This is a genomic window from Klebsiella sp. R390 (genome assembly GCF_051131745.1).
Taxonomy (GTDB): Bacteria; Pseudomonadota; Gammaproteobacteria; order Enterobacterales; family Enterobacteriaceae; genus Klebsiella.
Window position 1 is genome coordinate 1,684,372 of record NZ_CP180445.1, and the last position, 21,129, is coordinate 1,705,500.

20 protein-coding genes and 1 tRNA gene are annotated in these 21,129 nt (G+C 55.8%); 11 read left to right on the forward strand and 10 right to left on the reverse strand.

The features are described from left to right. Positions 1-3 precede the first annotated feature (3 nt). From ACMYSP_RS07880 to ACMYSP_RS07895, 4 genes are read right to left on the reverse strand one after another with little or no spacing between them, the layout of a single operon-like run. Positions 4-642 carry an NADH:ubiquinone reductase (Na(+)-transporting) subunit D gene (locus ACMYSP_RS07880; protein ID WP_123755564.1) on the reverse strand — a complete coding sequence of 213 codons (639 nt, stop codon included), beginning with the start codon at positions 640-642 and terminating at the stop codon, positions 4-6. Then, entirely contained in the window at positions 635-1,429 is a 795-nt protein-coding gene (locus ACMYSP_RS07885; protein WP_434586264.1) for a Na(+)-translocating NADH-quinone reductase subunit C, read from the reverse strand. Before ACMYSP_RS07885 ends, ACMYSP_RS07880 begins: the two co-directional genes overlap by 8 nt. Then, entirely contained in the window at positions 1,422-2,660 is a 1,239-nt protein-coding gene (locus ACMYSP_RS07890; protein ID WP_434587041.1) for an NADH:ubiquinone reductase (Na(+)-transporting) subunit B, read from the reverse strand. Before ACMYSP_RS07890 ends, ACMYSP_RS07885 begins: the two co-directional genes overlap by 8 nt. A 3-nt stretch (positions 2,661-2,663) precedes the next feature. Continuing rightward, entirely contained in the window at positions 2,664-4,007 is a 1,344-nt protein-coding gene (locus ACMYSP_RS07895; protein ID WP_434586265.1) for a Na(+)-translocating NADH-quinone reductase subunit A, read from the reverse strand. Positions 4,008-4,419: 412 nt separating this feature from the next. Between ACMYSP_RS07895 and dpaA the strand changes: the two genes are divergently transcribed. After that, positions 4,420-5,160 (forward strand): peptidoglycan meso-diaminopimelic acid protein amidase, encoded by a 741-nt coding sequence (gene dpaA / locus ACMYSP_RS07900; protein WP_434586266.1) that lies wholly within the window; start codon positions 4,420-4,422, stop codon positions 5,158-5,160. Here the strand turns inward: dpaA and ACMYSP_RS07905 are convergent. Beyond that, a complete protein-coding gene (locus ACMYSP_RS07905) occupies positions 5,131-5,898 on the reverse strand; it encodes a class II glutamine amidotransferase (protein WP_434586267.1) in 768 nt (255 codons plus the stop codon). The two genes, dpaA and ACMYSP_RS07905, sit on opposite strands and share 30 nt — an antisense overlap. A gap of 127 nt (positions 5,899-6,025) precedes the next feature. Further along, positions 6,026-6,607, reverse strand: coding sequence for a D-sedoheptulose 7-phosphate isomerase (gene lpcA / locus ACMYSP_RS07910; RefSeq protein WP_395037547.1), 582 nt, complete (start codon positions 6,605-6,607; stop codon positions 6,026-6,028). 237 nt (positions 6,608-6,844) lie between these two features. Here lpcA and fadE point away from each other — a divergent pair, with 237 nt between their 5' ends. The 7 genes from fadE (at position 6,845) to ACMYSP_RS07945 (ending at position 15,817) form a co-directional block, all read left to right on the forward strand. Next, positions 6,845-9,289: an acyl-CoA dehydrogenase FadE gene (gene fadE / locus ACMYSP_RS07915; RefSeq protein WP_434586268.1), complete on the forward strand. Its 2,445-nt coding sequence runs from the start codon at positions 6,845-6,847 to the stop codon at positions 9,287-9,289. Positions 9,290-9,441: 152 nt separating this feature from the next. Next, entirely contained in the window at positions 9,442-10,212 is a 771-nt protein-coding gene (locus tag ACMYSP_RS07920) for an amidohydrolase (protein WP_434587042.1), read from the forward strand. 409 nt (positions 10,213-10,621) lie between these two features. Continuing rightward, positions 10,622-11,749: an AI-2E family transporter gene (locus ACMYSP_RS07925; protein ID WP_434586269.1), complete on the forward strand. Its 1,128-nt coding sequence runs from the start codon at positions 10,622-10,624 to the stop codon at positions 11,747-11,749. Further along, positions 11,739-13,262, forward strand: coding sequence for an efflux transporter outer membrane subunit (locus ACMYSP_RS07930; RefSeq protein WP_434586270.1), 1,524 nt, complete (start codon positions 11,739-11,741; stop codon positions 13,260-13,262). The genes ACMYSP_RS07925 and ACMYSP_RS07930 overlap by 11 nt, the downstream gene beginning before the upstream one ends. Further along, complete coding sequence (locus ACMYSP_RS07935; RefSeq protein WP_434586271.1) at positions 13,259-14,353, forward strand: HlyD family secretion protein; 1,095 nt, start codon at positions 13,259-13,261, stop codon at positions 14,351-14,353. Before ACMYSP_RS07930 ends, ACMYSP_RS07935 begins: the two co-directional genes overlap by 4 nt. Positions 14,354-14,358: 5 nt before the next feature. Beyond that, positions 14,359-15,390, forward strand: a complete 1,032-nt coding sequence (locus ACMYSP_RS07940; protein WP_434586272.1) for a DUF2955 domain-containing protein — start codon at positions 14,359-14,361, stop codon at positions 15,388-15,390. Between the two features lies 1 nt (position 15,391). Further along, positions 15,392-15,817 (forward strand): ion channel, encoded by a 426-nt coding sequence (locus ACMYSP_RS07945; protein ID WP_123755551.1) that lies wholly within the window; start codon positions 15,392-15,394, stop codon positions 15,815-15,817. A gap of 74 nt (positions 15,818-15,891) precedes the next feature. Here the strand turns inward: ACMYSP_RS07945 and ACMYSP_RS07950 are convergent. Continuing rightward, a tRNA-Asp gene (locus ACMYSP_RS07950) sits at positions 15,892-15,968 on the reverse strand. Positions 15,969-16,100: 132 nt separating this feature from the next. Beyond that, positions 16,101-16,832: a DNA polymerase III subunit epsilon gene (gene dnaQ / locus ACMYSP_RS07955; protein WP_434586273.1), complete on the reverse strand. Its 732-nt coding sequence runs from the start codon at positions 16,830-16,832 to the stop codon at positions 16,101-16,103. 64 nt (positions 16,833-16,896) lie between these two features. Here dnaQ and rnhA point away from each other — a divergent pair, with 64 nt between their 5' ends. Then, the gene (rnhA, locus tag ACMYSP_RS07960) at positions 16,897-17,364 is read left to right on the forward strand and encodes a ribonuclease HI (protein ID WP_123755549.1); all 468 of its coding nucleotides are present in this window, start codon (positions 16,897-16,899) and stop codon (positions 17,362-17,364) included. Here the strand turns inward: rnhA and ACMYSP_RS07965 are convergent. Beyond that, positions 17,361-18,083 (reverse strand): class I SAM-dependent methyltransferase, encoded by a 723-nt coding sequence (locus ACMYSP_RS07965; protein WP_434586274.1) that lies wholly within the window; start codon positions 18,081-18,083, stop codon positions 17,361-17,363. The genes rnhA and ACMYSP_RS07965 overlap by 4 nt on opposite strands. Before the next feature lie 33 nt (positions 18,084-18,116). On the opposite strand from ACMYSP_RS07965, the gene gloB reads away from it, so the two are divergent. Together gloB and mltD are read left to right on the forward strand one after the other, a co-directional pair. Then, positions 18,117-18,872, forward strand: a complete 756-nt coding sequence (gene gloB / locus ACMYSP_RS07970) for a hydroxyacylglutathione hydrolase (RefSeq protein WP_434586275.1) — start codon at positions 18,117-18,119, stop codon at positions 18,870-18,872. 72 nt (positions 18,873-18,944) lie between these two features. Next, on the forward strand, positions 18,945-20,309 hold the full coding sequence (gene mltD, locus ACMYSP_RS07975) for a murein transglycosylase D (protein ID WP_434586276.1): 1,365 nt from the start codon (positions 18,945-18,947) through the stop codon (positions 20,307-20,309). A gap of 47 nt (positions 20,310-20,356) precedes the next feature. Here the strand turns inward: mltD and ACMYSP_RS07980 are convergent, their stop codons facing one another. Next, positions 20,357-21,127, reverse strand: a complete 771-nt coding sequence (locus ACMYSP_RS07980; RefSeq protein WP_434586277.1) for a class I SAM-dependent methyltransferase — start codon at positions 21,125-21,127, stop codon at positions 20,357-20,359. Positions 21,128-21,129 lie beyond the last annotated feature (2 nt).

Consider the following 21,129-nt stretch of genomic DNA (forward strand, 5'->3'; position numbering starts at 1 on the left):
CGGTTACTCCTTTTCCTGCTGTTCAGGCTTCCAGCTTCGCAGCGCCCAGATCAGCAGACCGATAATGAAAAACGCGCTCGGCGCCAGCAAAAACAGCCCGTTTGGCTGATACCAGCCCCCGTTCTGTACCGTTTCCAGCACGGTGATACCAAACAGCTTGCCGCTGCCGATAAGCTCACGCAGGAAGCCAACAATCATCAGGATCGCGCCATAGCCGAGGCCGTTGCCGATACCATCCATAAAGCTGGCCATCGGCGGCGACTTCATGGCATAGGCTTCAGCACGCCCCATCACAATACAGTTGGTGATAATCAGCCCGACAAATACCGACAGCTGTTTGGAGATCTCGTAGGCAAAAGCACGCAGCAGCTGATCGACCACGATAACCAGCGAGGCAATAATGGCCATCTGCACAATGATGCGCACGCTGTTGGGAATATGGTGTCGGATCATGGAGATAAACATGCTGGAGAACGCCGTTACCAGCGTCACCGCAATGGTCATCACAAATGCGGTCTCAAGTTTAGTGGTCACCGCCAGTGCGGAACAGACGCCCAGCACCTGCAATGCAATCGGGTTGTTCGCGACGAGCGGCCCGACCAGCACCCGCTTCATCTCTTTCATTTCGCCCTGTTCAGCCATTATTCAGCACCCCCTCACGAACCTTTTTCAGGAACGGGCCAAAACCCATTTCGCCCATCCAGAAATCAAAGCTATGCTGCACGCCATTTGAGGTCAGCGTCGCACCGGACAGCCCGTCAACGGCGTGAATATCACCCGCCCGTGCCCCGCCTTTCACCACTTTCAGCGCAGGGTGACCGTTGTCATCCAGCGCCTGCTTGCCAACGAACTGCTGGCGCCAGTTCGGGTTTTCGACTTCCCCCCCGAGCCCCGGCGTTTCGCCCTGATCGTAATAGGTAATGCCTTTTACCGTGCGACCATCGGTGTCCATCGCCACAAAAGCGTACATCATCGACCACAGACCGTTGCCGTAGACCGGGAGTACCACTTCCTGAACCTGCTGCTTCTCATCACGCACCAGGTAGATTTCCGCCAGATTGCTGCGGCGCTTAATCCCTGCCGGATCCTGGCTGGCTTCAAGCGCGATACTCTGATCCGGGTCTTTCAGCGCCTGCGACTGATTGAATTTCCCTGGGTCCTGGTCCAGTAGCTCACCGGTGGTTAAATTCACCAACCGCGGGGAGATTCGGGCGGCAAAAACGGCAGCCACCTCATCCGTGGTCATGTCCGGTTTCATCAGCCCGGAGACCGCCAGAATGTTGCGTTGCTTATCCAGCGCGCGCTGTTCCTGCTGACGCGACTTCAGGCCAACCGCAGATCCGGCAACCACAATAGAGCAGACCAGGCAAAGCACCAGCACCACCAGCAGCGTTTTGCCGATGCTATCGTTACTTTTTTTCTCAGCCACGCGATTTCCTCCGCTTAATATTGGCCTGCACCACCAGGTAATCAAACAGCGGCGCAAAGAGGTTGGCGAAGAGGATCGCCAGCATCATCCCTTCCGGATAGGCCGGGTTGACCACGCGGATCAGCACGCACATCACGCCAATCAGCAGGCCATAGCTCCATTTCCCTTTATCGGTAAATGACGCGGACACCGGGTCCGTCGCCATAAACATCATGCCGAAGGCGAAACCGCCCAGCACCAGGTGCCAGTACCACGGCATGGAAAACATCGGGTTCGTGGAGGAGCCAATGAAATTAAACAGCGTCGCCGTGGCGATCATGCCAATCATGACCCCGGCGACGATGCGCCAGGAGGCGATGCGCCCGAAAATGATAATCGCCCCGCCGATCAGGATCATCAGCGTCGAGACTTCACCGATAGAGCCGGGAATATTGCCCAGGAAAGCATCCATCCAGCTTACAGGTTGGCCGCTGGTGACATTGACTAACGCTTCGCCGCCGCCGCTCGCCCACTGGGACAGCGGTGTCGCACCGGAGAATCCATCCGCCGCGGTCCACACCAGGTCACCGGAGATCTGCGCCGGGTAGGCAAAGAACAGAAACGCACGCCCCGCCAGCGCCGGGTTGAGGAAGTTACGCCCGGTACCGCCGAATATTTCCTTAGCGATGACCACACCGAAGGTTATCCCCAGCGCCGCCTGCCACAGCGGCAAGGTTGGTGGAACAATCAGGGCGAACAGAATCGAGGTGACGAAGAAACCTTCGTTGATCTCGTGCTTGCGCACGATAGCAAACAGCACCTCCCAGAACCCACCGACCAGGAACACCGTGATATAGACCGGGAAGAAGAACACCGCGCCCAGCGTCATCATGCTGAGCCAGCCCGCATCTGCGCTGAAGCTTACCCCCAGCCACTGGGCCACGCTGTAGTGCCAGTTACCGGCGATAACCTGCTGCAGCTGTTCCGCACCGTACAGTTTGTCCAGCGCCGGAATGGTTTGCAGACCGACGTTGTACATCCCCCAGAACATGGCCGGGAACACCGCAAACCAGACCAGAATCATCATGCGCTTGAGGTCGATGGCGTCACGGACGTGCGCCGCGCCACGGGTCACCTGACCTGGGGTATAGAACAGCGTCGCCGTCGCTTCGAACAACGGGTAGTATTTTTCCAGCTTACCGCCATGTGTAAAGTGCGGCTCAATTTTGTCGATCAGTTGCTTCAAGCCCATCACTTATCCTTCCTGCTCAATCTGGGTTAACACGCTACGCAGCGCCGGGCCATACTCATACTTGCCGGGACAGACGTAAGTGCACAGTGCCAGATCTTCTTCATCCAGCTCCAGGCAGCCCAACGCCTGCGCGCTGTCGGTATCACCCGCCAGCAGGTCACGCAGCAATATGGTGGGCAGAATATCCAGCGGCATGACTCGCTCATAGTTGCCAATCGGCACCATGGAGCGCTCGCCACCGTTGGTATCGGTCGAGAAGTTGAACAGCTTATGCTTGAGGAAATGGCCAAGCGTGGTGCGGGTAATCGAGAATTTGTCTTTGCCTGGCATCACCCAACCAAACAGCTCTTTTTCTCGGCCCTCTTTGACCACGCTCACCTGCAGGTGGAAGCGTCCAAGGAACGCATGCGGCCCCTGTGCGCGGGTCCCGCTCAGAACAGAGCCTGAAATAACACGGTTCTCGCCGTCGAGCAGCTCACCGGCCAGCAGTTCATCCAGGCTCACGCCGCAGCAGGTTTTTATCAGCCGCGGCTCTTTGACCTGCGGGCCGCCAAGCGCAATTACCCGCTCGCTGGAGAGCTCTCCTTCGAGGAAAAGCCGGCCAATGGCGATCGTATCCTGATAATTCAGGTGCCAGACCTGCTTTGTCAGGCTGACTGGCTCAAGGAAATGGATATGGGTGCCCGCCAGCCCCGCCGGATGCGGCCCGGCGAACTGGTTAAAGGTCACCTGCCCCGAGCGGTGGCCGCCAAGCTTGCCGCCGCTGGCCTGGCAAACATGCACTTTGCCGTCCGTCAGACTCGCCAGCAGGGTGAGGCCGGCGTCGAAGGCTTCGCGCTGGGCGAAAATAATCGGCTGAGGATCGGCGGCCAGCGGGTTGGTATCGATGGCGGTAACGAATATCGCCGCCGGAACGCTGTTCGGTGCCGGGGTTTTACTGAACGGACGCGTCCGCAGCGCGGTCCACATCCCGGAAGTCAGCAGCAGCTGCTGCACCGTTTCCCGCGACAGCCCGGCAAGATCGTCAGGCGCATAACGGGGGAACTGAACGGCATCGTCGCCGTCAACATCGATCACAATGGATTGCAGAACCCGGCGCTCGCCGCGATGGATGGCGCTAATCACGCCTGCGGCTGGCGCGGTAAAGCAGACGCCGGGATTCTTTTTGTCCTCGAACAGCGTCTGCCCTTTTTGCACCCGGTCACCTTCACGGACGGCTAATGAGGGACGCATGCCGACGTACTCTTCGCCCAACAGCGCGACGCGTTTAACCGCAACCTGTGAAGTTATCTGCTGTGATGGCATGCCAGCTATGGGCAAAGTCAGCCCTTTCGTGATTTTAATCATATCGTTAGCAGGTATCCGTAACCTAAACCCCGGTATCAGACCGAGGCCAGCAACATTGATGGGAAATCAGAGAAATAAGGAGAAGCGTGGTCCTGGCGATTCACAAGACGGGAGAGAAGCATCCTTTCTTACCCTGATCGTTAAGCGGGGCAAGTGTAACATTTCATACGTACCAGCTATAGATAAACTGTGACAGCGTAGCAACAAAATGAGACATGTTGCGCAAAGTTCTGACTGCGCTTTCATCCGGGATTAGTTATAAAGGGGAACTAAATTGTAAAAGCAGCAACGCTGCGCTTGCGAAAAACTGCCGTGATGCTAATGTGAGCGCTCTAAATCCAGACAAGTCTGATTTCGGGTCTCTCTTGCCGTCCTGGCAATATTGTTTTTGGTTTATCAAGGAACATGCAGTATGCGCAAAATCGCATTGTTTATTGCGATGCTTCTGTTGCCGTGCGTTTCATTTGCTGGGTTACTCAGCAATGGTGGCTCGACGACGCCGGTTAGCAAAGAATATAAGCAACAATTGATGGGCTCCCCGGTTTACATCGAGATCTTCAAAGAAGAGCGCATGCTCGATCTTTACGTCAAAATGGGTGAAACCTACCAGCTCCTCGACAGCTACCGAATCTGTAACTATTCCGGTGGTCTTGGGCCGAAGCAGCGTCAGGGCGACTTCAAAAGTCCTGAGGGTTTTTACAACATCACACGCGGCCAGCTCAAGCCGGATAGCCGGTTCTATAAAGCGATTAATATCGGCTTCCCGAACGCATACGATCGCGCGCATGGCTATGAAGGCAAGTACCTGATGATTCACGGTGCCTGTGTGTCGGTGGGTTGCTATGCCATGACCGATGACGGTATTGATGAGATTTTCCAGTTTGTCACCGGCGCGTTAGTGTTTGGCCAGTCAAACGTCCAGGTCAGCATTTATCCTTTCCGTATGACCAACGCCAATATGGAACGTCATAAATACTCTTACTTTGCGGATTTCTGGAAACAGCTGAAGCCAGGCTACGACTATTTCCAGCAAACCCACAAACCACCGGTTATCTCGGTGATGGACGGCCGTTACGTGGTGAGCAAACCGCTGAGCCATGAAGTTATCCAGCCGCAGCTGGCATCAAACTACACGGTCCCCCAGGCAAAATAACGCCCACTCACCTGGCATGATCTTATTCCAGGTCTCATTGCCGGTCAGCGGCTGAGTCGCGATAACAGAGACCACATCGTTCGGTGTGGTCTCTCGCTGAAAATCGATTTCGACATCCTGATCCAGCAGCGTTGCCACACCAAACGGCGCGCGTCGCGTAATCCAGTACAGGTTCGTTGAGCAGAACGCCATCACGTAACGCCCATCCGACAGCAGCATATTGAATACGCCTTTTTCCCGCAGCGTTCCCGCCAGCGTGGCGATATAACTGAATGCCTCAACCATGTCATCCGGCGTCCCCGAATAACGCTCCGTCAGGCAGTGCAGTAACCAGCAAAACGCTTTTTCGCTGTCGGTTTCCCCCACGGGTTGAAGGTTGCCCGTATCCAGGGATTCATAACCTTCCAACTGGCCGTTATGCGCATAGGTCCAGTTGCGGCCCCACAGTTCACGGGTAAAGGGATGGGTATTTTCCAGCGCGACAATCCCGCGGTTCGCCTGGCGAATATGGGCAATCACCGAGCATGATTTGATGGGATAGTCTTGCACCAGTTTCGCGATGGGCGACTGGAAGCTTGGCTGAGGATCTTTGAATGTACGACAGCCCTTACCTTCATAGAAGGTGATACCCCAGCCATCTTTATGCGGGCCAGTTCCGCCGCCGCGCTGAACCAGCCCGGTAAAGCTAAAACAAATATCTGTGGGCACATTCGCGCTCATCCCGAGCAATTCGCACATACATCACCTCATACCACGCAGCTTACACACAAAAGGATGGGTTCTCTCCGTCTGGATGCGGCCAGGCTTGTTGCCCGTTAGCAGCCAACAGCGCTGCCCGCAAGAGCATGGCGAACCCACTCGCCTTTTAAGCTTTAACCATCTCTTTTTCGATCAGCATGATCAGAATATGGATCACTTTAATGTGAATTTCCTGAATGCGATCGGCATAACCAAAATGCGGTACGCGGATTTCAACATCGGCGGACCCTGCCATTTTGCCACCATCTTTACCCGTTAGGGTAATGACTTTCATCCCCTGCGCACGGGCGGCTTCAATAGCCTTAATCACGTTGCCGGAGTTGCCAGAAGTGGAGATCCCCAGCAGCACGTCGCCGGTGCGACCCACGGACTCGACGTAGCGGGAGAAAACGTACTCATAGCCAAAATCGTTACTGACGCAGGACAGGTGGCTGACGTCTGAAATCGCAATCGCCGGGTAGCCGGGGCGATTCTCACGATAGCGCCCGGTCAGTTCTTCCGCAAAGTGCATCGCATCGCAGTGGGAACCGCCGTTACCGCAAGAAAGGACTTTACCGCCGGCCTTAAAGCTATCTGCCAGCAGTACCGCAGCACGCTGAATCGCGTGGATATTGGCGTCATCCTGCAGAAAGTTAGCCAGCGTTTCCGCAGCTTCGTTCAGTTCGTTACGAATAAGATCCTGGTACATGAGGATAATCCTTCAGTATGAGTGGAATAACCCTGGCAGTGTACCGGATAGCCGGCGAGGCGAGAAGCAGCAGGCAGCGTTATCCACCGCGCTTTTGATTTTACGTGCCGCTTTTACGAACAACAATGTGAGCAAGGTTGTAATTATTTTGTAAACACATTGCTAAAGAGAATCACATCCACTACAACCATATCATCACAAGTGGTCAGACCTCCTACAAGACAGGGGCATTTCTCTATGATGATTTTGAGTATTGTTGCAACCGTTGTTCTGCTCGGTGCGCTGTTCTACCACCGGGTCAATCTGCTGCTGAGCAGTGCGATTTTGCTTGCCTGGACCGCGGCGCTCAGCGTTGCCGGCCTGTGGAATATCTGGCTGCTGTTGCCGCTGGCGATTATTCTGCTGCCGTTTAACTTTGCGCCAATGCGCAAATCACTGTTCTCGGCGCCGGCATTCCGGGCGTTCCGCAAGGTTATGCCGCCGATGTCACGGACCGAGAAAGAAGCCATCGATGCCGGGACCACCTGGTGGGAAGGCGACCTGTTCCGCGGTACGCCGGACTGGCAGAAGCTGCACAACTATCCGCAGCCGCGTTTGACCGCTGAAGAGCAAGCGTTCATTGACGGCCCGGTCGAAGAAGCCTGCCGTATGGCAAACGATTTTGAAATCACCCACGAGCTGGCCGACTTACCGCCGGAACTGTGGGCCTATCTGAAAGAGCATCGCTTCTTTGCGATGATCATTAAAAAAGAGTACGGCGGCCTGGAATTCTCGGCTTACGCGCAGTCTCGCGTGCTGCAAAAGCTCTCCGGTGTTTCCGGCATTCTGGCGATTACCGTCGGCGTACCAAACTCCTTAGGCCCGGGCGAACTGCTGCAACATTATGGTACCGACGAGCAGAAAAACCATTATCTGCCGCGTCTGGCACGTGGTCAGGAAATTCCGTGCTTTGCTCTAACCAGCCCGGAAGCGGGTTCTGATGCCGGCGCCATCCCGGATACCGGCGTGGTCTGCATGGGTGAATGGCAAGGCGAGCAGGTGCTGGGTATGCGTCTGAGCTGGAACAAACGCTATATCACCCTCGCGCCTATCGCCACCGTGCTCGGGCTGGCGTTTAAACTTTCTGACCCGGACCGTCTGCTTGGCGGTGAAGAGGAGCTGGGCATCACCTGCGCCCTGATCCCAACCACCACCCCAGGTGTTGAAATTGGCCGTCGCCACTTCCCGCTGAACGTCCCGTTCCAGAACGGTCCTACGCAGGGTAAAGACATTTTCGTCCCTATCGATTACATCATCGGCGGGCCAACCATGGCCGGTCAGGGCTGGCGGATGCTGGTCGAATGCCTGTCCGTAGGGCGCGGCATCACCCTGCCGTCCAATGCCACCGGCGGGCTGAAATCCGTTGCGATGGCGACCGGGGCCTATGCCCACATTCGTCGCCAGTTCAAAATCTCCATCGGCAAAATGGAAGGCATTGAAGAGCCTCTGGCACGTATTGCCGGTAACGCCTACGTCATGGATGCCGCAGCATCTCTGATTACTTACGGCATTATGCTTGGCGAAAAACCGGCAGTCCTGTCGGCTATCGTGAAGTATCACTGTACCCACCGTGGCCAACGCTCGATCATCGACGCGATGGATATCACCGGCGGGAAAGGCATTATGCTCGGCGAAGGTAACTTCCTGGCGCGTGCCTATCAGGGGGCGCCGATCGCCATCACCGTGGAAGGGGCCAACATTCTGACCCGCAGCATGATGATCTTCGGCCAGGGGGCGATTCGTTGCCATCCGTACGTGCTGGATGAAATGGCCGCCGCGCAGAACAATGATGTGACGGCTTTCGACAAGCTGCTGTTTAAGCACATCGGCCATGTTGGTAGCAATAAAGTCCGTAGTTTCTGGCTGGGGCTGACCCGCGGGCGTACCAGCAGTACCCCGACTCGCGATACCACACGCCGTTACTACCAGCACATGAACCGTCTGAGCGCCAACCTGGCGCTGCTGTCCGACGTCTCCATGGCGGTGCTTGGCGGCAGTCTGAAACGTCGTGAACGTATTTCTGCCCGCCTGGGCGACGTTCTGAGCCAGCTCTATCTCGCCTCGGCAGTGCTGAAACGCTATGACGATGAAGGACGCAATGAAGCCGATCTCCCGCTGGTCCATTGGGGCGTTCAGGATGCACTGTATCAGGCAGAGCAGGCCATTGATGAACTGCTGAAGAACTTCCCGAATCGTCTGGTGGCTGGCGCCCTGCGCCTCGCAATCTTCCCGACCGGTCGTCACTATCAGGCGCCGTCCGATAAGCTGGACCATAAGGTAGCAAAAATTCTGCAGGAGCCGAGCGCCACGCGTTCTCGCATCGGTCGTGGTCAGTACCTGACGCCGGACGAGCACAACCCGGTTGGTCTGCTGGAAGCCGCGCTGCTGGATGTGATGGCTGCCGATCCAATTCATCAGCGCATCTGCAAAGAGCTGGGTAAAAACCTGCCGTTTACCCGTCTTGATGAGCTGGCCCGCAACGCGCTGGCCAAAGGGTTAATCGATCAGGACGAAGCCAATATCCTGACTCGTGCGGAAACCAGCCGTCTGCGCAGCATTAACGTTGACGATTTTGCCCCTGAGGAGTTAGCCACCAGGCCGGTAAAGCGGCCAGAGAAGTTCCGTAAGATTGAAGCAGCATAAAATAAGACACTAACCACATCACGAGCACCACCAGGGCGGGGGAGTTCCCCCGCCTTTTTTCATTTTTTTAACAAAAAATTCCGCAAGATATCGAGAGACTGATATGGTGTTAAAATTACCCTGATGCCCTAATGATGATGGAGTTCACCACTGTGCCTGGCCTGAAAATTACGTTGTTGCAACAACCGCTGGTGTGGATGGATGGTCCAGCCAACCTGCGCCATTTCGACCGTCAACTGGAAGGGATTACCGGACGTGACATCATTGTTTTACCGGAAATGTTCACCACCGGATTTGCCATGGAGGCAGCAAAGCAGTCAATGCCACAGCACGAGGTAATTGACTGGATGCAGGCCAAAGCGGTACAAACCAACGCCCTGATTGCCGGCAGTGCCGCCCTGCAAACCGAACGTGGCCCGGTAAACCGCTTCCTGCTGGTAACCCCTGACGGCACCCTCCACTTCTATGATAAACGTCACCTGTTCCGCATGGCCGAAGAGCATCATCATTATGAGGCGGGTAACGAGCGGGTGGTGTTTGAATGGCGCGGCTGGCGGATTCTGCCGCTGGTCTGTTATGACCTGCGTTTCCCGGTATGGTCGCGTAATCATAACGACTATGATTTAGCGCTCTACGTTGCCAACTGGCCAGCCCCGCGCTCGCTGCACTGGCAGTCCCTGCTGGTGGCTCGTGCCATCGAAAACCAGGCCTACGTTGCCGGCTGCAACCGTGTCGGTACGGATGGCAATGGTCATCACTACCGTGGTGATAGCCGAATTATCAGCCCGCAGGGTGAAATTCTGGCTACCGCGGATCCCCACCAGGCCACCCGCCTGGACGCCGAACTATCGCTGAGCGCGCTGAAAGAGTACCGCGAGAAATTTCCCGCCTGGCAGGACGCAGATCCGTTCACCCTGAACTAATCGCCCGCCTCCCCCCGCTGGTCGGGGGGAAACCTGTCGTTTATCCACTCGCCCTGCCCGGCATTTTTCTTGCCCGCCGGCAACAATAATAACCGTCATATACCCTAAATAATTCAAGTTGCATAAAGGCGGCAAGGCCGTGCATCCCCAGGAGCTTACACAGGTAAGTGACTGGGGTGCGCGGGTACCGCCAACACCTATGCAGCTTGAAGTATGACGGGTATAAATAATATTTTTCTGGACGGATTATTTCTGTTCTACACTCATTAAGTGGATAAAATTCAACAAGAACGTGTCCCATTTTTTCATGACTTTCAGTATTTTTTAAAATGATTCCATCTCAGTCCTGGTCCGGCTTTCCCCCTGGCCGGCTCGGTTGTGCGCGCATGCTCAGCGAGAAAAAACCATTATGGAAAATAATAATCTGCTTATTGTTGAAAAAAGACTGGTTGCCCGTTTTATGGATATGTTCATTCGCTTTGGACTTATCCTGGCATTAGCCTCCTTCTGCTATACCGTATTTTCACCGTTTATTAATATGATGTTGTGGGCGGTGATCCTCGCAGTCACTCTCTATCCGTTACACCAGTATTTTGCCGCCAGACTGGGCGGAAAACAGGGCTGGGCCTCAACGTTAATTGTCCTGCTTGGTATTGTGCTGATCGTCGCGCCAACGGTGCTGATGATTAGCTCCCTCGCCGAGAGTGCCAGCGCGATGATTGATAAACTCAGCGGTCAATCCTTTGCCGTTCCGCCACCGCCGGAAAAAGTCGCCGCCATACCTATCGTTGGAGAAAAAATAAGTACCCTGTGGTTGAAAGCCTCCAGCGATCTGCCGGGGCTGATTAGCAGCTACCGCACGCAAATAGGCGATGTCGCCAAAGGTATCCTCAGCGTGCTTGCCAGCATGGGGGGAGGCATCCTGGGCTTTATTCTCTCGTTTATCGTGGCCGGTATCATCATGGCGTGGGGAGCTTCCGGCGCGAATAGCGCCAGACGTATCGCCATCCGTCTGACAGATGAGAGAAAGGGCCAGTCACTCGTGAAATTGTGCACCAGCACGATTCGTGCGGTGGCCCAGGGCGTCATCGGTGTCGCGCTGATCCAGGCGCTGCTGGTGGGCGTCATCATGATCGTGGCAGGCATTCCAGCAGTGGGGATTTTCTTTGTTCTGGCACTGATCCTCGGGATCGCGCAAATTCCGGTGATTCTGGTGACGGCTCCGGCCATTGCCCTGATGTGGAGCTTCGGCGATCACGGCACCGTCATGGATATCGTCTATACCATTTTACTGATCATTGCCGGGATGGCCGATAACGTGCTTAAGCCCCTGCTGCTCGGTCGCGGCGTGGATGCCCCGATGCCGGTGGTGCTGCTCGGCGCCTTAGGCGGGATGGCCGCCAGCGGTATACTCGGCATGTTTATTGGTGCAACCTTGCTCTCTCTTGGCTACCGTATTTTTATGTCCTGGGTCGACGACGGGCAGATTGCCAATGGCCAGACCGTCGTCATACCGGACGACAAAGATGCTCCATGACGGCCATGCCAGGCGCCTCCTGTTCACCGGAGGCGCCTGCCTTGTCATCAGCGCATGCACGACGCTGGGACCTGACTATCATCCGCCGAAAACGCCGGAGCTGACGCAGTGGCAACCGGCGACGCAGCGGATCGCGTCCCGCTCAACCTACGCCGATTACACCCAGTGGTGGACTCAGCTCAACGACCCAACCCTAACGGCGCTGATCAACGAAGCCCTGCGCAAGAACCCGGATGTTAAAATTGCTGGTTTGCGCCTGCTGGAATCCCGGGCGCAACTGGGGATCGCGGAGAGTTTACTGGGGCCACAGGCGACTATCGCCAGCGGCGATCTGCTCCGTACCGGGCAACAGCGTTCGGGCGATTACCGCTCGGGGAGTCGCTACAGCGCTGGCGTTAACCTCGGGTGGGAAATTGACTTCTGGGGCAAGTTTCAGCGTGGCGTCGAGTCCGCTGACGCCAGCTATTTTGCTACCCTCGCACAATATGACGATATTCAGGTGCTGATGGCCGCCCAGGTGGCACAGTGGTACGTCAACATCCGCATGCTGGAAGCCCGGCTGCACATTACCCGCAGCAATGCGAAGATCCAGCAGCGTAGCCTGCAGATCACCGAGCGGCTATTCCTCAGCGGCAACAGCGCTGAACTGGACGTCCAGCAGGCAAAAACGCAATACCTCTCAACGCTCTCCACCCTTCCCCAGTTGGAAACCGCTCTGGCACAAAGCCAGAACGCCCTGGGCGCCCTGCTGGCGCGGAAACCTGGCCCGCTGCCTGAGATGGCAACCCGGACCGGCGAGATCCCGCTGGGAGAACTCGCTTTAGTCTCCGAAATTCCGGCCGACCTGCTGCGTCGGCGCCCCGATGTCAGAGCCGCAGAGCGGCAACTGGCCGCCCAGTCAGCGCTGATCGGCGTCGCAGAGAGCGAACTCTATCCGTCAATTTCACTGATCGGCAGCGTCGGGATCAGCGGGCAAACCCAAACCAGTAGCGCACTGAGCTGGGCGGTCGGGCCGACCTTCAGCTGGAATCTGCTCGATCGCGGCAGACTGGGTAATCAGGTGCTGGTGCAGGATGCCCGCTTTCTTCAGCTGCACGAACGCTATCGCGATACCGTCTTTCAGGCCGCGCGCGAGGTCGATGATGCGGCCATTGCCTATGCCAATGATAAAGACGAGATCGCCTTGCTGATCCAGACGGGGAGCGCGGCCAGCCGCTCCCTGGCGATTGCCAACACGCAGTATCGTGAGGGGATGGCCGACTTTCAGCGCGTGCTCGATTCACAGCGTGCGCTGTTTAACCAACAAGAACGCCTGGTCAGCAGCCGCGGCGCGGCAATGCGCGACCTGATCGCCCTGTATAAAGCGCTGGGCGGCGGATGGGAAAAAGGGCGAGAGCGCCCGATCGTCGATGCCGAAACCGAATCGCACCTGCGCCAGCGTGATAACTGGCTGCCGCTGCTGAATACCCCGCTTCCTTCCGCTACCGCCCCTACAGAAGGTTTTTCGCCATGAACGCGTCATCCTCTTCAGCAGGCCAGGCCAGCCGTCGCACGGCTATCGGCCTGGTTATCCTGATCGTGCTGCTCTTGTGCGGATATTTAGTCACCGACAGGCTAACGCCCTATACCTCCCAGGCCAGGGTCCAGGCCTTCGTGATCCCGGTGGCGGCAGAAGTCACCGGGCAGATAAAGAAAGTCTATGTTCGTGACAATCAGCGGGTTACCGCAGGTGAACCGTTATTTGAAATCGATCCTGAACCCTATGATATCGCCCTGGCGCGTGCGCGCTCGGACTACACCACAGTGCTCAGTTCGGTAAAAGCCGGCAACCAAAGCGTCGTGGCGGCACAGGCCGGTCTGCAGGCTGCCACCACCGCTTACCAGAATGCCGCCAAAGATGCCGAGCGTCAGGAACGGCTCTACCGTGAAGACCCCGGCACTATTTCCGTGCGCCGCCTCGAAATTGCCCAGGCCACCCGGGAGACGGCGCGCAGCCAGATGGCTGCTGCAGCCGCCGACGTGCGCCGGGCCATCGAAGCGGCTGGCGCTGCCGGAGACGATAATTCGCAGCTGTTAAGCGCCGCCGCGACGGTACGTAAAGCCGAGCTGGACCGTAATAAAAGCACCGTGCTCGCCGGCAGCAGCGGACTGATTACCGATTTACGCAGCGAAGTCGGTCAGTTTGTGGGGGCAGGAGCCCCGGTCATGACGCTGATCGCCATCAATGATGTCTGGATCAACGCTGACATGACCGAAAATAATCTCGGGCACATCCGGCCCGGCAACGAGGTGGAGATTCTGCTCGACAGCATGCCGGGGCGGCTTTTCAAAGGGGAGATCGTCAGCATCGGCTATGGCATCAATGCCTCGCAAGCCCAGCCGGCTGGCGTGCTCCCCACGGTGGAGAACAACCGCGACTGGCTCCGCCAGGCGCAACGTTTTCCGGTAAAGATAGCTTTCGTCAGCAATGATATGCCCCCGTCCACCAGCCTGCGGGTCGGCGGGCAGGCCGATATTGTGGTGTACACCAGCACCAGTTGGCTACTCAACGCCCTGGGCTCGCTCTATATCCGCGTAATGAGCCTGTTTTCCTGGCTCTATTAAGGTGAATGATGCATAACGCAGACCGTGCGGTACTGAGGATCGGCGCAGGCACCGCCGTGGCGACGCTGGTCTGCTTCGCTAGCGCGCTGCCCATGCCGCACCTCGGCTGTATCATGGCCTGGATCGTGCTGTGCCAGGGGAAGCCATTGCCGCTGAAGAAGGGCATCGTAATCGGCTGTGTACTGAGCGTCACCATGGTGGGCGGCGTTCTGATGGTGCCACTACTCACCTATTATGCCTTGCCTGCCGTCCTGCTCACGGCGCTGCTGCTATATCAGCTTATGGTCATGGGATTGAGCGGCAAGGCCACGCTGTCGATGCTGCTGGTGGTCGCGGTCGCAATCATTCCTGTCGCCGGGCTGGTCGATCAGGCGCTGGCAATCGGTCTGGCGCAGATGCTGGGGATCGGCTTTATCACCGGGACGTTGGTTAATGGCCTGGCGGTGGCGTTGTTCCCTCCACTGCCACAACCCGCTTCGGCTCCGCCCGTCCCTCCGCTCCCGACGGTCAGCGCAGTGCACGCCAGAGCATTACGTGCGGTGATAATTGTGCTGCCGGTGTGGCTGCTGGCTTTGAGCCACCCAACGTTTTACATCCCGGCGGTGATGAAAACCGTCATGCTGGCGCAGCAGGCAACGACGCTTGAAAGCAAAACGTCAGGAAGAGAGCTGGTACTGTCAACGCTACTGGGGGCGTTACTGGCGCTGGGGTTATGGTTCGGCCTTAGCCTCTGGCCATCGCTGCTGATGCTGGTCCTCTGGCTGGGGCTGGCAAGCCTGTGGGTCGCCCGCCGTCTGGTTCGCCTGAGCGCGAGCCGCTTTCCCCCCTCTTTCTGGAGTAACGTCTGGATAACCGCGCTGATCCTCTTTGGCCCGGCAATCCAGGATAGCGCCTCCGGCAAGGATGTCTGGACCGCCGCCGCCATGCGTTGTGCGCTGTATATCATCATCGCGCTGTATGGCTGGGCCTGTATCGCCCTCCTGGAGCGCTGGCGTCCTCTGCCCTCCCCTTCAACAGCACCGCATCCTGGAGAGTAAAATGTTGCTTCCGCTGCTGACGGGCATGCCCGTCATTCTGTGTAATATGCTTCTGCAATCGCTGGTTTCCGTGTGGTGTATCCGCTTTTATCTCAAGCGGTTTCAGCGCAAAGAGGGGTTATTTGCCGGGGTACTGGCGCTTTTTGGGACGATCATCATTATTTTGATGGGCAATCTGCTGCAAATTTTGCTGTGGGGAGTCTTGTTTGTCTGGCTGGGCGAGTTTCCGACGCTGCTGGAGGCGGTGTATCACTCCGGCGTTAATTTCGCGACGCTGGGGTATGGCGATGTGGTCATGAGCGTCAGATGGAAACTGCTGGGCCCGCTGGAGGCGGTTAACGGTGCGTTGATGATCGGTCTGTCCGGCGCCTGTATGCTGGCGGTGATGCAGCATCACATTCGTAAACAGTTGAAATACATGAAATGAGGTTGATGAACCCGGGCTCTAGTTCCTGAAACGACGAAAGCCTGAATCATTGCTGATTCAGGCTTTCTGAATAGTGGCGGAACGGACGGGACTCGAACCCGCGACCCCCTGCGTGACAGGCAGGTATTCTAACCGACTGAACTACCGCTCCACTTACTGTTCCCTTGGGAACGAGGCGAATATTACGGATTCCCCGTAATCTCGTCAACGCTTTTTCTACACTTTTGAATCAGTTGCTGCAAAAATCGCCCGACAGATGATTTTTACAGCATTTTCCAGCACATCAGGCACGCCACAGGCAGCTTCCGCCTTTCTTCTGCACCAGATCGAGTCGGGATTCGTGGTCCACGATCTCGTCATCGGTGGCATAAACGACGCGCAATTTACTGGCCGCACGGACAACCCGCTGTATTCCCATTTCACCAGCCTGCTGCTGCCCCTCACCTTCCATTGAAAATGCCATGGTCGTCTGACCACCGGTCATCATCAGATAGACGTCGGCCAGGATCTGGGCATCGAGTAATGCCCCGTGCAACGTTCGCTTGCTGTTGTCTATTTCATAGCGGGAGCATAACGCATCAAGGCTGTTGCGCTTGCCGGGGAACATTTTCCGCGCCAGCGCGAGGCTATCGGTGACTTTACAGAAGGTGTTCGTTTTCGCAATACCGCGATTCAGCTTGCTGAATTCATAGTCCATAAAGCCGATATCAAACGATGCGTTATGGATGACCAGCTCCGCACCGCGGATATAGTCCATAAACTCGTCGGCGACATCCGCAAACAGCGGTTTATCCATCAGGAATTCGTCGGCAATCCCGTGGACGCCGAAGGCTTCCGGATCCACCAGCCGGTCCGGTTTCAGATAAACATGGAAATTGTTCCCGGTGAGGCGGCGGTTAATCACCTCCACCGCGCCGATCTCAATGATCTTGTGTCCCTCGTAGTGCGCACCGATCTGGTTCATACCAGTGGTTTCAGTATCGAGAACAATCTGTCGTGTAATTGCAGTGCTCATATCGGTCATTTATGTCAGACTTGCCGTTTATCTATCGATATCAATTACAGGAAGTCTACCAGAGATGCTTAAACAGGTAGAAATTTTCACCGATGGTTCATGTCTGGGAAATCCAGGACCTGGCGGCTACGGTGCGATTTTACGCTATCGTGGCAAGGAAAAAATTTTTAGTCAGGGCTATCACCTTACCACCAATAACCGGATGGAGATGATGGCGGCGATCGTCGCGCTCGAAGCGCTGAAAGAACAGTGCGAAGTCATCCTCAGTACCGACAGCCAGTACGTGCGCCAGGGAATTACCCAGTGGATCCATAACTGGAAAAAACGCGGCTGGAAAACCGCCGACAAAAAACCGGTCAAGAATGTCGATCTGTGGAAACGCCTGGATACCGCGCTCGGCCAGCATCAAATCCGCTGGGAATGGGTCAAGGGCCACGCCGGACACCCGGAAAACGAGCGCTGTGATGAGCTGGCGCGAGCAGCCGCCTCCAGCCCAACGCAAAGCGATGTTGGCTACCAGCCGGAAAGCTAATTCTGCCCGTTACGCCACTGCCGCGTGGCGCCGACCGTCTGGCGCAGCTGGGTTTTTGCTTTCCCGGATTTCATCGGGTTTAAGGTCAATGGAATAGTACGTTTGCGGGCAATGATGAGCTGCAGACAGCCAAGCGCCGGCAGGTGCGCACTGAGCAGCTTGCCGCCGTGCCGGGACCAGGGCAGAACCTGATAGCGACCATAGTGCAGCACCTCAAAATTCAGCAACGCCAGCCAGTCCAGCTGGCGGGTTAGCGTAAACATCCTGCTGTTATAAGGCGTGGCTTTACGTAATACCGGCATCACCTTACGCAGACCCATCAGGCTGACGGGGTTAAAACCGGTCAAAATGATCCAGCCATCATCAATCAACACCCGGTCAGCTTCGCGCAACAGTCGGTGCGGATCGTTGCACCACGGCAACGTGTGCGCCAGCAGGCAGGCATCCACCGACTTTTCGGCAAAGGGAAGATGGAGCGGATCGGCCTGCACCTGCATCGGGTTACCCTGTAGGGAGACATTAACCTGATGGGAGATAGCGCAAGCTTCGGTGTTGATTTCAGCGCTCAGATTGCCAATCTTAAGCAAATGAAAGCCATATAATTTAGCCAGCCACGGTTTCATCTCCCGTTCCAGCGATTCGCGATAGTATTCGCCCCAGGGCATACTCGACCAATGCTCTGGCGCTGTGACAGTCTGAGGTACCCTTGCCGGCTTCATCGCAACCTTCCGCTTCGCTTTGAGAGGTAATTAATGAATCTTATCAGCATTCCCGCATTTCAGGACAACTACATCTGGGTTCTTAGTGAGGATAGCGGCCGTTGTCTGATCGTCGACCCGGGCGACGCGGCACCGGTGCTGGCCGCTATTGCGGAAAACCACTGGCAGCCGGAAGCCATTTTGCTGACCCACCACCATCACGATCATGTTGGCGGCGTCAAACAACTGTGTGATGCCTTCCCAGAGATAGTGGTTTACGGACCGGCAGAAACCCAGGATAAAGGTGCAACCCAGTTGGTCAATGATGGCGATCGGCTGACTATCCTGGGCCACGAATTCTCTATTTTTTCCACGCCAGGTCACACTTTAGGACACGTCTGTTTCTACAGCAAACCTTATCTTTTTTGTGGCGACACTTTGTTTTCAGGCGGTTGCGGCAGGCTCTTTGAAGGAACACCAGAGCAAATGTATCAATCACTTACAAGAATAAACGAACTTCCAGGCGAGACACTGATTTGTTGCGCGCATGAGTATACTTTAGCAAACATGAAGTTTTCGTTGAGTGTCCTGCCATATGATGTGGATATAAATGATTACTATCATAAAGTTAATGAGTTACGTGCAAAAAAACAAAAAACACTCCCCGTTACTCTGAAAAATGAGCGACGTATAAATGTATTTTTACGTACAGATGATGATGATTTAATTAAAGAAATTTCAAAAGAAACAAATTTGCAACACTCTGTACAGAGATTTGCATGGTTAAGGTCAAAGAAAGATAACTTCTGATATTTAACGCTTGTCATTCGTAGCCTTCACCGTTATTCTTGCTCGTCTTTTAAGCAACTATTGACCACACACATGAAGGCACGAGCGATATTACTCGCCTCTGTCCTGCTTGTAGGTTGCCAGGCCAATCGGGATGGTAACGTACAACAGCACGCACAGAGCCTTTCTGCGGCTAGTCAAGGGGAAGCAGGTAAGTTCACAAGTCAAGCGCGCTGGTTAGATGATGGAACCTTCTACGCGCAAGACCAGGATCTGTGGGCTTCGATAGGCGACGAGCTAAAGATGGGAATTCCGGAAAATCCCCGGATTCGCGAACAAAAACAGAAGTATTTACGTAATAAGAGCTATCTCCACGATGTAACTTTACGGGCAGAGCCGTATATGTACTGGATAGCCGGGCAAGTTAAGAAACGTAACATGCCAATGGAACTGGTATTACTACCCATAGTGGAGAGCGCTTTTGACCCGCACGCAACGTCTGGCGCCAATGCCGCAGGCATCTGGCAGATCATTCCGAGCACCGGGCGCAATTATGGTTTGAAACAGACCCGCAGCTATGATGCGCGTCGTGATGTCGTCGCTTCTACTACGGCGGCCTTAAACATGATGCAGCGTCTGAACAAGATGTTCGATGGCGACTGGTTATTAACCGTCGCGGCGTACAACAGCGGCGAAGGTCGGGTTCTGAAAGCAATGAAGTCGAACCGTTCACGTGGTAAACCCACTGATTTCTGGTCGCTTCCGTTGCCGCAAGAAACCAAGGTGTACGTTCCAAAAATGCTGGCGTTGAGCGATATTCTCAAAAACAGCAAGCGTTATGGCGTGAAGCTGCCGACGGCAGACGAAAGCCGCGCGTTGGCACGTGTTAGCCTCGACAGTCCGGTTGATATTAGCCAGTTGGCAGACATGGCGGGTATGCCTGTCGGCAAGCTGAAAACGTTCAATGCAGGCGTCAAAGGCTCAACGCTGGGCGCAAGTGGGCCAAAGTATGTCATGGTGCCACAGAAGCACGCTGCTCAGCTGCGTGAATCTCTGGCATCTGGTGACATTGCTGCCGTGCAGCCCACGGAGCTTGCGGACAACACGCCGCTGACCAGTCGGAGCTACAAAGTCCGTTCAGGCGATACCATGTCCGGGATTGCATCTCGTCTTGGTGTCTCGACGAAAGATCTGCAGCAGTGGAATAAGCTGCGCGGGTCAGGACTGAAAGTCGGTCAGAATCTGGTAATTGGCGCGGGCAGCAGTGCTGAACGTCTTGCCAGCAACAGCGGTAGCATCACCTATCGCGTGCGTAAAGGTGATTCGTTGTCGAGCATTGCAAAACGTCACGGCGTGAATACACGCGATCTGATGCGCTGGAATAACGGCACTGACGATCTGAAGCCAGGCGATCAGCTGACGCTGTTTGTGAAAAACAGCAACCGGCCTGATTCCTGATACGGCTGAATGAAAAAAAAGGCACCGGATCCCGGTGCCTTTTTGTTTTATACCGCTTTATGCGCCTCAAACATGATTGTATCGCTGGTAAATGAGCCATCTTCCTGCAATGCGAAATAGGCTTTTACCTCTGCGGACGCGCTCTCCTGATATAAACGAATGGCTTCCACCAGCGGCGCTGGCGTGCGCATACGCGCCACCCATGAGGTGAACTCCAGCGGCAAACGGTCGGTCAGCAGATGATTGGTCACCAGCCCGGCCTCATTAGTCAGCGCCAGCCACTCACCGCTGGAATAATTACGTACGTGGGAGGTATCGCGCAGTGCTTCAACGGTTTGCAGCCATACGTCACGTACCGGGTGCCCGGGAGACATGACGTCCATCATAATCACCACCCCGCCAGGCTTCAGAACGCGTTTTACCTCGCGCAACGCTTGACCAACGTCATGCCAGTGGTGCGCAGAATAACGGCTTATCACCACCTCAAAGCTGGCATCCGCAAACGGCAGCGCTTCGGCATAGCCTTGCTGCGTCACGACATTCGACAGCCCTTTATCCTGAGCGGCCTGGGTGACCACCTCCAGCATCTGGCTGGATAAATCATACGCCGTGACTTTGGCTACCTGACCCGCGGCGGCAAAGCTGGCATGCCCGGCACCGCATCCCATATCCAACACATGGGCATGGGGGAAATCAGCCAGCCGTTCGGCCAGGCGTTGCAGATCGCGTCCGGATGCATGGACGGCGCTGGTCAGGTACGCACTGGCCTGTGAACCAAACTGCTGTTCGACGTTGTCATGATGAGAGCGTGTTGTCATGG